Annotated in this window: 15 protein-coding genes; 10 read left to right on the top strand and 5 right to left on the bottom strand. The window is 34.8% G+C overall.

Features of this window, described 5'->3' with window-relative positions; genetic code table 11:
* Window positions 1-518: 518 nt before the first annotated feature.
* Window positions 519-1,280 (top strand): CPBP family intramembrane glutamic endopeptidase, encoded by a 762-nt coding sequence (locus tag ACXY7N_RS10790; protein WP_098486107.1) that lies wholly within the window; start codon window positions 519-521, stop codon window positions 1,278-1,280.
* A gap of 204 nt (window positions 1,281-1,484) precedes the next feature.
* On the opposite strand, the gene ACXY7N_RS10795 is transcribed toward ACXY7N_RS10790, so the two are convergent.
* Complete coding sequence (locus ACXY7N_RS10795; protein ID WP_016135070.1) at window positions 1,485-1,973, bottom strand: DinB family protein; 489 nt, start codon at window positions 1,971-1,973, stop codon at window positions 1,485-1,487.
* Between the two features lie 205 nt (window positions 1,974-2,178).
* Here ACXY7N_RS10795 and ACXY7N_RS10800 point away from each other — a divergent pair, with 205 nt between their 5' ends.
* Together ACXY7N_RS10800 and ACXY7N_RS10805 are read left to right on the top strand one after the other, a co-directional pair.
* Window positions 2,179-2,634 (top strand): DinB family protein, encoded by a 456-nt coding sequence (locus ACXY7N_RS10800; protein WP_016086940.1) that lies wholly within the window; start codon window positions 2,179-2,181, stop codon window positions 2,632-2,634.
* 361 nt (window positions 2,635-2,995) lie between these two features.
* Window positions 2,996-3,982, top strand: a complete 987-nt coding sequence (locus tag ACXY7N_RS10805) for a DUF4003 domain-containing protein (protein ID WP_488592398.1) — start codon at window positions 2,996-2,998, stop codon at window positions 3,980-3,982.
* 127 nt (window positions 3,983-4,109) lie between these two features.
* Here ACXY7N_RS10805 and ACXY7N_RS10810 read toward each other — a convergent pair whose 3' ends face one another.
* On the bottom strand, window positions 4,110-4,874 hold the full coding sequence (locus tag ACXY7N_RS10810) for a DUF817 domain-containing protein (protein WP_016135068.1): 765 nt from the start codon (window positions 4,872-4,874) through the stop codon (window positions 4,110-4,112).
* 275 nt (window positions 4,875-5,149) lie between these two features.
* Here ACXY7N_RS10810 and ACXY7N_RS10815 point away from each other — a divergent pair, with 275 nt between their 5' ends.
* The 5 genes from ACXY7N_RS10815 to ACXY7N_RS10835 all read left to right on the top strand — a co-directional run bounded on the left by ACXY7N_RS10815 (window position 5,150) and on the right by ACXY7N_RS10835 (window position 9,226).
* Window positions 5,150-6,184, top strand: a complete 1,035-nt coding sequence (locus tag ACXY7N_RS10815) for a FecCD family ABC transporter permease (protein ID WP_098985896.1) — start codon at window positions 5,150-5,152, stop codon at window positions 6,182-6,184.
* On the top strand, window positions 6,185-7,201 hold the full coding sequence (locus tag ACXY7N_RS10820) for a FecCD family ABC transporter permease (RefSeq protein WP_488592399.1): 1,017 nt from the start codon (window positions 6,185-6,187) through the stop codon (window positions 7,199-7,201).
* 21 nt (window positions 7,202-7,222) lie between these two features.
* Window positions 7,223-8,131: an iron-hydroxamate ABC transporter substrate-binding protein gene (locus tag ACXY7N_RS10825; protein WP_098985898.1), complete on the top strand. Its 909-nt coding sequence runs from the start codon at window positions 7,223-7,225 to the stop codon at window positions 8,129-8,131.
* Window positions 8,132-8,349: 218 nt separating this feature from the next.
* Window positions 8,350-8,901: a GNAT family N-acetyltransferase gene (locus tag ACXY7N_RS10830; RefSeq protein WP_098560367.1), complete on the top strand. Its 552-nt coding sequence runs from the start codon at window positions 8,350-8,352 to the stop codon at window positions 8,899-8,901.
* A 97-nt stretch (window positions 8,902-8,998) separates the two neighbouring features.
* Entirely contained in the window at window positions 8,999-9,226 is a 228-nt protein-coding gene (locus ACXY7N_RS10835; RefSeq protein ID WP_001047523.1) for a coiled-coil domain-containing protein, read from the top strand.
* A 72-nt stretch (window positions 9,227-9,298) separates the two neighbouring features.
* Here the strand turns inward: ACXY7N_RS10835 and ACXY7N_RS10840 are convergent, their stop codons facing one another.
* Entirely contained in the window at window positions 9,299-10,624 is a 1,326-nt protein-coding gene (locus ACXY7N_RS10840; protein ID WP_016086947.1) for an ArsB/NhaD family transporter, read from the bottom strand.
* Between the two features lie 251 nt (window positions 10,625-10,875).
* On the opposite strand from ACXY7N_RS10840, the gene ACXY7N_RS10845 reads away from it, so the two are divergent.
* Both ACXY7N_RS10845 and bshB2 read left to right on the top strand, forming a co-directional pair.
* Window positions 10,876-11,226 carry a YojF family protein gene (locus ACXY7N_RS10845; RefSeq protein WP_000407039.1) on the top strand — a complete coding sequence of 117 codons (351 nt, stop codon included), beginning with the start codon at window positions 10,876-10,878 and terminating at the stop codon, window positions 11,224-11,226.
* 15 nt (window positions 11,227-11,241) lie between these two features.
* Entirely contained in the window at window positions 11,242-11,904 is a 663-nt protein-coding gene (bshB2, locus tag ACXY7N_RS10850; RefSeq protein WP_000439469.1) for a bacillithiol biosynthesis deacetylase BshB2, read from the top strand.
* Window positions 11,905-12,008: 104 nt separating this feature from the next.
* Here the strand turns inward: bshB2 and ACXY7N_RS10855 are convergent, their stop codons facing one another.
* Window positions 12,009-12,437 (bottom strand): cytidine deaminase, encoded by a 429-nt coding sequence (locus ACXY7N_RS10855; RefSeq protein WP_098985899.1) that lies wholly within the window; start codon window positions 12,435-12,437, stop codon window positions 12,009-12,011.
* Between the two features lie 106 nt (window positions 12,438-12,543).
* Window positions 12,544-13,095, bottom strand: a complete 552-nt coding sequence (locus ACXY7N_RS10860; protein ID WP_098486110.1) for a DUF5823 family protein — start codon at window positions 13,093-13,095, stop codon at window positions 12,544-12,546.
* Between the last annotated feature and the right edge of the window lie 154 nt (window positions 13,096-13,249).

A 13,249-nucleotide genomic window follows, 5' to 3' on the forward strand; every position in this document is an offset into this window, starting at 1 on the left:
TTTTCTCCTTAAGTTTGGTGATAGAGTATATAAATATTTTTGCTCTACATGGAAGAAGAGTTTTATTTTGTGTATTGTTTGAAAAGTATGTGTCTTACTTTGATGTTACATGAATTTTATAATGATATGGTATACCTAAAACAAATAATAAAAGTTTTATACATAACAAAATGCATCCACGAGTTTTTTATAGATATTTTAAGCTGAAAACAAGCATGTACCATTAATCTGCATCGTAGTTCAACAAGAATTAAATTATTTTATCGTCACTTTAAAAGCGCATGTTTTTATCGTTTTTCAAAATAAGCCCTTTCTTTTTGTTATTTATTCTTCCTTTACGAATAGTAAGACTCCACATTCGAATTGCGAATGAAGCAAAGTAGGTAGGTGGAAGTGGGCTCACTCATAAAAGCCTGATTTTAGTATGGATGTTCCTTTAGTGTTTTTGGGATAATTTAACATGAAATATTTTCTTTTATCCAAATTTATGCTGTAATTAAAACAAAGGAGCTAAGTAAATGGGGAATGAGATTAAACGATATGTAATATGTACTTTAATATTTACATGGACACTTTGGGGGTTATTAATTAGCTTGATAAGATTAAACATTACGACATTTGGTACACCGCTAGCGATGATACTATTTGTTTTCGGTGGGATTATGCCGGCAATCATTGCGATTAGTCTAAAGAAAAAATATGGATCACAAGAGGAGTTTAGAAGTTTCATTAAAAATATTGTAAATCCTAAACATCACTTTGCATGGTATATTCTAATCATTATTCTAGCTTTTATTAGCTGTTATCTTCCAACAATATTTGGTGGAGAAAAGGTGCAAAAACCATTATACGTGGCATTACTTAGTTTTCCAATAATGATCGTTGGTGGTGGTCTTGAAGAAATTGGATGGAGAGGATTCTTACAACCTGCCCTTCAGAAAAGATTTTCGGCATTTTTTAGTACGGTTATTGTGAGCTTTATATGGGCAATTTGGCACTGGCCGTTATGGTTTATTCCAGGCACGAATCAAACTCAAAGGGATTTTATAGCCTTCATAATTACGACAATTGCTGTGTCTTTCTTACTTACTACAATTTTTAACGTAACTAAAAGTATTTTTATGTGTCTAATTTTTCATGCGCTTCTTAATTCTTTTTGGAGTGTGTACGTGCCAAATGATAAAGTGTTACCAGCAATTCCAACTTTAATTTTCGGAATTTTCGTTTTTATGGTGTATAAAGTCGTAATAAAAAGAAAGAACCTTTTATTGATTAAGTAACTCAAATAATAAAAGGAAAAATATTAATATATTTTTTATGGATATGAAACTAATCAATAAGAACACGACACAAACATAATTAAAATAACATACAAGTTTGTGCCGCAAAAAAATTGCAGAACTATAAACAACATCAAAAAGAATGAAGAGCCTTTTCGTATATAAACAATGCTAACGACAGTTATAGTAGTTGAGTTGTTAGAATTAACTAAGATCTGTATCAGGAGGAGTGTATCCAAGATGACGAGTCATTGATACAATTTGTCCTTTATGGTGAAACTCATGAGTCTCTGTATGAGTTAAAAGCCATAGCGGAGTTGTGCTCCAAGGCTCTTTTTGCCATTTCACTTCATTTGCTATATTTTCGAGCCACCGGTCATTGTATTCATCTAAAAAACGTATTACAACCTCATCTACTAACTTAAATCTATCACGGACTTTCTCGATATCTGCATGCTCAATTTCATAATCACTAGCAAATGAAAAATCTGCCCGTTTTTGCTTGAATGCGAATGATCCAAGCCAGTATCGGTAGCAATCGGCTACATGAATATGCGTCTTTATAATGCTACCGCTTCCGAAATTTGGAACAGTGCTATGTAATTTTTCTAGTGGGATTTCTCCCAAAAATGTAAATAGAGTTTCTCTTGTAGAGCTAATAAGATTATATTGTTGTTTTAACACATGTAACATGAAATTAACACTCCTCTTTTATTTACTAAACTATTTGTGTAGTAAGTAATTCTATATATACGAGAGGTGAACCTTTTTATTATTTTTACTAAGCATATTAGATGTATTTCTTCATTGTTTCTGATAGATTAAACAAGGTGAAACTTTAATACATTGAACATTTTTAGTTCATAATAAATTGTACATCAAGAAGGAGAACGATAAAATGAATAGACTAGTTGGTTTAAAACAATTTGAAATAACGCGCGGTGCATTACTTAAATTTATGGAAACGTTAGATGATAAAACTGCGGATACGCAGCCAGAGGGATTTAATAATACAATTCGTTGGCACATTGGTCATGTGTTAACAGCAGCGGAAACATTCATGTTTGGAAGAGAGTTTAAACAATTACCAACGGAATATCCAGGTATGTTTGGATATGGATCAAGACCGTCTAAATGGAAAACAGAAGGACCGTCATTAGAAGTATTAACGGCCCAATTAAAAGAACAAGCAAAACGTATTAACGAAATTCCAGCAGAAGCATTTGAAAATAAACTTCCAGAGCTATTCCTAGGATTGGAAACAGTAGGGGAGCTATACGGTATGATGCTTTATCATGAAGCAGATCATATTGGGCAAATGAAGGCGATGGAACGTATTATTAAGGCTCTTTAGTTTTTGGTAAAGTTTAATTGCATATAAAAAACGAAATTACAAATGTTTTGTCAAAATTGAGGTGTAAGTAGTTACAACCTTATTTTTCACAATACAGGTGTAATGTGAAATAATATATAAACAAAAAGGGTAGATAATTTATTATCTATCTTTTTTTGTTGTTGAACTTCTTGAAGGATTATGAACGCTTACCATCGTGATACTGATGAAGTAGGAATAGTTATTATTTTTTGTTTTACATAATAGAAAAATATTGAAGATCATACAGAAATAAGGTTGCAAAATCCGTATGAAATAGGGTGTTCCTAAATATGGAATATACGTATAATAATAGAGAAGACTAGAAATAGGGGTGAATACTATGATTACATTAGAACAAAAGTTGGAGCAATACACACATACATATGCACAGTTAAAGGGCGAACTGAAATGGAAAACGAGTGATTCTCGAACAGGTATGATGATTGCTGCTATGTATGCAGGTAGTGATAAATTGCTTGATCTCGGACGTTTTTTAGAAATTAGTAGTTATATTAAGAATCAGGTAGGGATGTTTTCATACTTAAAGTCTTATCATCGCTTTGTGGTGGCCGCAACATTAGATATTCACTTTACAGATTACAAGGAAGCTTTTCGGAGGTTTTTAGATTTATATGAACAATTAGTCGCTGGTGGTTTTAGCCGAAGTATATTTACTTATCTCGCAGCAGCTGTGCTTTTAACAGAAGAAAATGAACAGCATGGCACGCACGTTCAGCGTTCGATGCAAGTATATAAACGCATGAAAGAGGATCATCTTTTTCTTACAGGTACTAACGATTATCCGCTCGCGGTTTTATTAGCAGGACAATCAGAGAATGTAGAAACACTTATGGACCGTGTAGAACGTCTGTATCAGAAACTAGCGAAAGCGGGTTTGCGTAAGGGTAATGATCTTCAATTTTTAAGTCACATTCTTTCACTAAAGAAGGATGTCCGTGAAGAAATGTTAGTTGCAACATGTACAAACATATGGAATTTGTTAAAACAAGAAAAGGTAAAAGTGAAACAGATGCATTATCCAGCTATCGGGCTACTAGCGTTACTTGAGGATGGAGAAAAAGAGATTCATTCTATTAAAGCATTTATTGAAAAATTGCAGGGAGAGAAATTGTTCCGTTGGCATACAGATACAAATATTCTTATTGCTATTCAGCTGTTCGTAAGTCAGAAAGGTGAGGAAAGTAAAGCTACCAACACAGGTTTACAAACTATGATAGAAGTCCTTATACAAGCACAACAAGCAGCTATGATGGCAACGATTGCCGCTTCATCTGCAGCAACATCTTCTGCTAGTAGTAGTTCATAATGTGCAACGAATGGCTTATGCTCTTGTAATTCATAACTCCTTTGATAAGGGCGGTTTAAAAAATATTATTAAAAAAGCCCATCACTCTCTAATGAGTGATGGGCTAACTGTTTTTACATAATCAGCATTATCTTTTCGATTCCTTCAAATATTTGAGTTGTGTAACAATCATAATGCTAATAACAACGAGTAAAAACCATGAGCTAATTTTGCTTAAGTGAACGAGATTCCACGCTTCCCGTTGATTTGGATATTGCCATGCTCCGAAAAATGTTGCGATGTTCTCTGCAATCCAAATGAAGAAACCGATAAGGAAGAAGGAGAGAACGAGTGGCATTTTATATGTAACGCCTTGTAATGAAAATTCTACAAATGTGCGAGAGAAAACAATGAATAGTAGTAAAGTTAATATCCATCTAAAGTCGTATGTAAAGTGGTGTGTGAAAAAATTGAAGTAAATCATTGCTCCTAGAGGTATTGCAAAAATAGCTTTCGGCCAATGATGCATTTGCAAATGCAATCTTCTCCACGCTTGGCATATGTAACTTGCAACACTTGCATACATAAAGCCGCTGTAAAGTGGAACTCCAAAAACCTTTGAATATGCCTCTTCCGGATAACTCCATGAACCGAAATGTACTTTATATATTTCTAGTAAAAGGCCGATGAGGTGGAAGACGGTAATTACTTTTAATTCGTCTTTCGTCTCAAGTCCAGTTTTATACATAAACCACTGCATAAGAAGACATACGATGAGTATGAAATCGTAGCGGTATAACCCTGGGATAGAAATGATTTTTGAAAGGGCTAGTGTTAAGAAAATAACGACTGGGAATAAGCAAGATAATGCTTGCTCGTAAGTGAAGTATAGTAGTTGTTTTATATATAACATTGTGTCACCTTCGATATTTTTATTTGAAAACTCAAAATAATGACTAAGTATACTACAATTTTAAAAATAAGCTAGTAGTCTATTTGGCGTGTATTTGTAAGTTTTGGAAGGGAATTGTAATAATTATTTTAATATTGTAGCAAAGTAAAAAATAGTTTGCTATTTAAAAAGAGTGGAGATATAATATCTAAATGAAAATGATAATTATTATCAACAATAATTACAAATAAAAAATAATTATAAAAAACAACTGAATATAAAGGATGAAATGAAACATGTTACATAAGCCCGCTGTATATGCTAGCAATAATCGCTGGATACATATTAAGTTCATATGTTTCATGAGCTTAACAATTTTATGTTTAATTGGGTCTATATTTTTGGCCGTTGCATTTGGTGCAAAGGATATTCATTTGCAAACAGTATGGGCAGCGGTTTTTGATTATAATCCGAAATTAACGCAGCACCAAATTATTTATGAATTAAGGCTCCCAAGGGTAATAGGCGCAGCAGTTGTGGGAGCTGCTTTTGCGGTGGCTGGCGCTGTTATGCAAGGAGTAACACGAAATCCTTTAGCGGATGCAGGTGTGCTTGGCATAAATGCAGGTGCGATGTTTGTAGTAGCACTTAGTTTTGCCTTTTTCCCGCATATGCCGTATTCCTATTTGATGATTGTTTCCTTTATTGGAGCAGTCTTAAGTACAGTACTCATCTTTATTATCGGATCGGCAACATCAGGCGGATTAACACCGATGAGGTTAACGATTGCTGGAGCAGTTATGGCAGCGCTTTTGCATTCGTTAAGTTCAGGTGTTGCAATTTATTATGATTTAAGTCAAGATTTAGCATTTTGGTACGCTGGTGGTGTTGCAGGGGTTAAGTGGGAACACTTGAAATTTTTAGTTCCTATTATTCTCATAACGATTGTTTTTGCGACAGTGTTAGGGCGATCTATTTCACTCATATCAATGGGGGATGATGTTGCTACGAATTTAGGAGTAAAAACGAACCGAACGAGAATACTAGGGATGATTATAGTAGTCATTCTTGCTGGTGTATCTGTTTCAGCTGTTGGCTCTATTGGGTTTGTAGGACTAGTTATCCCGCATATTGCTAGAAAATTAGTTGGTGTGAATTATCGACTCATTATTCCTATGTCAGCATTTTTAGGAGCTATGTTATTAGTTTTAGCTGACTTAGGGGCAAGAACAGTAAACCCTCCTAAAGAACTTGCGATAGGAATTATGGTAGCTCTTGTTGGAGTTCCGTTCTTCCTCTATATAGCACGTAAAGTTGGGAGGGAGCTATAAGTGAAGGATCTTTTGAACACAGATAAAAAGAGAGCCATTACTGTAACTACACTTTTTGGTTGTATGAGTATCGCTGTCATTTTAATTAGTTTAAATACAGGGACACTGAGCATAGCGCCACTTAAAGTAATTCAAACACTTTTCGGTTATGGTGATTTTGAGAGTGCAACCGTGCTATATGATTATCGTATGCCAAGAATTATAATTACAATGTTAGCGGGTATTGGCCTTGGGATTTCCGGTGCGATTTTGCAAGGGTTATCACGTAATGCACTTGCAGACCCTGGTATTTTAGGATTACATGCAGGTGCATCTTTCGGGCTAATTATATTCGTTACTTTCTTTCATTCTATTAATGAGAATGCATCGATTTTAATACCGTTATTTACATTTGGCGGGGGAGTACTAGCTGCATTTTTAATTATTATACTTGCGAGTGACTGGTCAAAAGGTTTACTTCCTATTAGACTTATTCTCGTTGGTATTGCTGTTTCGGCTGGATTTAGTGCGATTTCGTTATTTTTCTCTCTCAAGTTAAATGATGAGACGTATACATTCGCTTCTAGGTGGTTAGTTGGTAACGTATGGGGAAGGGATTGGATTCATGTCCTTGCATTATTACCTTGGATTTTCATACTAACTCCATATGCATGGCTAAAATCTAAAACGTTAAATGCATTGTCACTAGGTGATAGTGTGGCAGCAGGACTTGGTGTTTCAGTTCAAAAGGAACGGTTATTACTTTTAGCTACAGCGGTTGGATTATCTTGTGCGAGTGTATCGATGGCAGGAGGGATTGGTTTTATCGGTTTAGTTGCTCCGCATATTGCAAGAAAGTTAGTGGGTACTACCTATCAGCATTTCCTTCCGCTAGCTGGCATTATTGGAATGATTATTTTAGTACTAGCGGATACGATAGGTCGCTCTATATTTGAGCCAAACTCTATTCCAGCTGGTGTAGTAGTGGCGGCTTTAGGAGCACCGTATTTTCTTTATTTACTTACAAAAACAAAATAAATACTTCAAAGAGGAGAACATATGAAAAAGAAACTTACTATTTTATTTAGCATGATGTGTATTTTAGTATTAGCAGCATGTGGTCAAACGAAATCCAATGAAGAGGCAACGAAAAAAACGGAAAAAAGTAATGATCCAAAAATCGCCTCTATGTCCATTCACTTAACGAATAATTTACTTGCATTAGGAATTACACCAGTAGGTTCTGTTATTGGTGGAGATTTAAAAGATTTCTTACCACACGCAAAAGAGCAGTTGAAAGATACGAAGAAACTTGGTGTTGTAACAGATCCAAACATGGAAGCGTTACTTCAATTAAAGCCAACTGACATTTATGTTGATGAAAAATACGCGGGCAAAGATTTAGCGAAATACGAAAAAATTGCAAAAACACATTCTTTCAACTTAGATGAAGGTACGTGGAGAGATCAGTTAAAACAAGTTGGTAAACTTGTAAACCGTGAGAAAGAAGCGGATACATATATTCAAAATTACGAAGAGCAATCAAAACGAGTAAAAAGTTTAATAGATAAAGAGTTAGGTAATAACGAAAAAGTAATGGCAATTCGCGTTACTGCAAAAGAATTACGAGTATTTAGTACGAAAAGACCGATGGGACCAATTTTATTCCAAGACTTAGGATTACAACCTGCAAATGGTGTAGAGAAAATTGATGGAAACCGTCCTTTCGAAGTCATTTCACAAGAAGTATTACCTGACTTTGATGCAGATGCTATTTTCGTTGTTGTAAATAGAGACGATAAGGCAAAAGCGGCATTTAAACAACTTCAAGAAACACCAATCTGGAAAGACTTAAAAGCAGTTAAAGGCAAGCACGTATACATTATCAATGACCAACCATGGCTTGACTATTCTGCTTTAGGTAACAAAATGGCAATGGACGAAGCGGAGAAAATGTTTACGAAATAATATAGTTTTGCTATTAAGAAAGGCCCTCTAAATTTTGGGGCCTTTTTGTTATTGTTAGAATAAATAAAAAATTATACAATGAATTTAATTGAATTCAAAGGAGATGTGCCAATGTCAGCGCTTATTGTAAGTATCCCGTTTATAAAGCAGTTTATGGAACAAGGGGATAAATAGGCTAAAATAAGTATCCCTGTTATTTAATAAAGGGGGAGTTTGAAATGACAATGAATCTTTTTCAAAATAAAACGATTAAATTATCAGCTATTAGAGAAGCGGATGCTGAAGTAATGGCTATGTGGCAAGAAGATAGTGAGTATTTAAGGAATGTCGATACAGATTTGGCATTCCCGCAATCGATACAAGAAATAGCAAGTGATGGGCTATTAAAAGGACGGAGATCCAACAGTGTTTCTTTCATGGTAAGGACAGTTCAAGAAGATCGCTTAATTGGTTTTGTGGCAATTCATGGCGTAGAGTGGAATAACAGAACGGGTTTGTTAGCTATTGGTATAGGAGATGCAAATGATAGAGGAAAGGGATATGGAAGAGAAGCAATCCATCTTATCTTAAAGTATGCTTTCTATGAATTGAATTTGCATCGCGTCGGCCTTGATGTTATTTCTTATAATAAAGCTGCTATTGAGTTGTATAAAAAGATGGGTTTTCAGTTAGAAGGTTGTATGAGAGAAGCAGTTCAAAGAGATGGGAAGTGTTTTGATCGTATTATTATGGGGATATTGCGGAATGAATGGATAGAGCTGCAGGATTAGAGAATACATTCGATATTATATATAGTATGCAGGAGATGCAATGATAATTGGCGAAAATTTACAGTGTACTGATTGAATTTATAAGGAGTTATGCAAAATGAATTTAGAAAAAAGTAAACCAGTAAATGAAGAGGTCGCTGAATTAAAGGAACTAATTAAAGAATTACACGGAAGTGTACATCAACTTCAAAGTGAAGTGCAGCAACTAAGGCACGAAAGACCGGTTGTTGAAGTGAGGAAAGGTGTTCAATTATCGCCAGCAATCGTTGGACAAATTGGTGGTATGATATTAGGTGGATTAGCAATTATCGGTATATTTTGGTGATGGAAAAAAGGTTTGCAGCATAGTGCTGCAAACCTTTTGTATTTGACGATATAATTTCATGCAATACAATTTCTACATTAAATAACGTAAATATATGTAAGCATGTGATAATAATAGCGCAATGATTGTTAACGGTAACCCAATTTTTAAAAAGTCCATATATGAGAAAGCATGTCCTTCACGTTTTGCAATACCAGCAACGACTACGTTTGCGGATGCTCCGATTAATGTTCCGTTTCCTCCTAAGCAAGCTCCAAGAGATAACGCCCACCATAGTACTTCGATTTGCGGAGAATCGACAGATAGTCCGAGTCCTGTAGCTAAGTCTTGAATAAGAGGGATCATCGTTGCGACAAATGGGATGTTGTCGATTGTCGCAGATGCGATGCCAGATACCCATAAAATAAGTATAGCTGCGAATCCGATGTCACCGTTTGTTACGTCGATTACTTCTTTTGCAAGTGAAGAGATAAGTCCGATATCTATTAACCCACCAACGAGAACGAATAGTCCGGCGAAGAAGAAAATGGTTACCCATTCAACGTGGGCAAATACATCTTCAATATCATGTTCTTTCACGCCGATTAACATAAGAAGTGTAGCGCCTGTCATCGCGATAACCGCAGCGTCTACATGAATAATCGAATGAAGTACAAAGCCTAAAATAGTTAGTCCTAAAATCGAAATGGATTTTAAAAGGAGGCTTTGATCTTTAATATAATCTTTTTCATTTAATGCCATTAATTTTTTGATTTGCTCAGGTGTTGTTTTTAGTTTGTTACGATACAGGAAGTAAATAATGCCAAGTGTCACGATAGAGATAATGATTACGATTGGAGCTAAGTTTAGTAAAAAGGCATTAAAATCTAAATGCTTATTTGCTGATCCAATCATAATGTTAGGTGGATCACCGATTAATGTTGCTGTTCCGCCTATATTTGAAAATAGTACTTCTGAAATTAAATAAGGAACAGGGTTTACTTTTAAAATACGTGTAATAGATAGTGTAACAGGTACGATTAATAATACGGTTGTTACGTTGTCCAAAAATGCTGAACCGACAGCAGTTAATAGGGATAGCAATAATAAAATGCGGATTGGTTTTCCGCCAGCTGCTTTTGCCGCTTTAATGGCCACAAATTCAAAGACGCCTGATTGACTCGTAATATGTACGAGAATCATCATCCCAATTAAAAGGGTGATCGTTTCCCATTGAATATGTGATGTGAAAGCGGTATGTAAATCTACAATTCCAAAAATAATCATAATAGCAGCACCGAATAGTGCAATTACAGCACGATTCAATTTCTCAGAAATAATAAATCCGTACGTGACTAAAAATACGGCAATTGCAAAATAATATTGCCAATTTGCTACTTCATGTGCTGATTGTTCCAATCATGTCACCTTCTTTAAAGTATGTATTCAATTGTAAACATGCATCCTTCTGCATAATTTATATTGTAGCAAATTCAAAAAAGAAAGAAAACTATTTAACAAAGTGAAGGAAAAAATGTGTTTTTTACATATGATATAAAAAAATAAAGAAACACAGTGCAAATTATTAGGAAAAGTGAGAGTTGTCCTCTAATATAGAGATAGCAATTTACATTATTTTTGCGTAAAATGGTTTAAAGAGGTGAATTCCGATGGAAATAGTAAAAGATAGTTCTCTTATTCAAAATGAAATTGAACGTTTTGTAAATAAAGATGTATATATTCATTTAGAAACGACGAACGGAGCGTATGCGTCACACTTTAATGAAAAGATGATGACAGTTGGAGCATTCATTCGAAATGCAATTATTCGCTTTGAACGCGGGAAGATTACTGGAACAAACCCATACCGAGTTGGTCTAAAGATGGATCATGGCTGGGTATATGCAGAAGGTATTACGCACTGGGAAGTAGACGATAAAGAGCGTTTATTACTAGCAGGGCACGATAATCAAGGTCGCTTAGCGGTAGCGCTTGAGTTAAGCTTAACGCCATTTAAGTAAGAAGGAGGGAAACTTATGGAGAGACATGTACTTGTTGTATTTCCGCATCCAGATGATGAAGCATTTGCTGCAGGAGGAACAATTCGCTTATTAACAGATCAAGGAGTACCTGTAACGTATGCGTGCGGTACTCTAGGACAAATGGGACGTAACATGGGTAAGAACGTATTCGCTAACCGTGAAACGATTCCAAATATTCGTGAAAAAGAATTGAAAGATGCATGTGAAGCGATGGGGATTCAAGACTTAAGAATGCTTGGTTTCCATGATAAAACGTTAGAATTTGAAGATGTTGATTTCGTTGCAGATAAAATTGAAGCAATCATTCAAGAAGTAAATCCATCTCGAATTATTACATTTTATCCAGAGCACGGCGTACATCCAGATCATGATGCATTTGGCCGCGCTGTAGTTCGCGCTGTATCACGTATGTCAAAAGAAGAACGTCCAGTTATTCATGCGGTTGCGATTACGAAAAATCGCGAAGCTGTACTAGGTGAGCCGGATGTTGTAAATAATATTAGTGAAGTATTTGAACATAAATTAGCTGCACTAGGTGCGCACCGTTCGCAAACAGAAGCGATGCTAGAAGAAACGCATGCAAAAATCAAAAACAAAGATGCTGCAACATTAAAATGGTTGCAACTTGAACAATTCTGGACTTATAAATGGGAGTAGGCTAGAAGGATATCTTCTAGTAGCTCTTACATAGAAAAAAGCACCGTCATTTGTGACGGTGCTTTTTTCTTTATTCTCCTGCTATTTGCAAGCAACCTTCACTTTTATCTCGTACTCCATTCTTTTGCAAATTCATCATGATATGATTCGCTCCAATGGTATGGCTGCAATTCTTTTAACGGTTTGAAAATAATATCTTGTTTCGAATTTGTAATGGCGCATAGTACTTCTGGTCCCCAATAAAATAAACGTTCTTGGCATACACCACAAGGTGATAATACTTTTAATTCAGAATGCTCATTTTCTCTTGCAAGACAAATCGAATGTGTAACTTTCTTATGAAATTTATGTGCTTCTAAAATAGCACCTGTTTCCATACAAAGTTCTGTTGAAGCGTTTATTACATCAGGGGCCACACTTGTATAAATGGATCCATCTTCTACACGAATTGCTGCAGCTCCGCCCCAATTATGCGGATATCTTTGGTCAATTAAATTTTTCACTGCATCATATAATTGTTGTTCAACGCTCAAGTGTATTTCCTCATTTCTACGTAATTTTTGATTTAATGACTGTTATTTTTTTAGTAATACCGTTAAAAAAGAATAGACACTCAATTTCAAACTATAAATGCAAGAATTACTTTTCATCTGCATACTTTTCCTCTAAGGCAATTAATAGAGGAATTGATATAGTTACAAGAATGATTAAAGTGGTTATAAAGGATTTAGAAAGAGAAAAAGAACCTTCGATTAAAGGTGATAAAAACTTGAATGAAAGTATACTTGTTATTAAGGAAACTATTAAAAAGCTAAAAAGAGACACATTTTTATTTTTGATAGATGTTTCTATAAAATCTTTAAGACAGCTTATGACGACAAATATAGTTAATATAATAAGAGAAATAAAATAATGTGTTACATTTGTCATACTAATAGTAGGATCGTCTATTATGTAAGCAAGTAACTTAGATACTAACATACCTCCAAATAATAAAATAATAAAAGCAAGTAATCCTTCCGATGTATAAGTGCTGAAATTATCTTTCTTGTTAAAGAGTTTATAATTCAGAGTAGATTGGGTTATTTGAATTAGGAATAGGATAAGAATCCACACATAATATACAATTGGTAATTCTCCTGAGAATAGCGCAATCAGGAAATTTATTACTGTCCTTAAAATTTCAATCACTATAAAAGCCCTCCTGTTTGTAAGCTTTGCGATATTAAAAATATGCTAGTCTATCATTTAATAATTAGATCTATCAATTCGAACTATTCCTAATTATTCCATAAAAAGGTGTTGGCATCAAGTTACCCTTCTAACAAAATCTCCAAGACTCAAC

Source organism: Bacillus sp. 5w2, assembly GCF_054353775.1.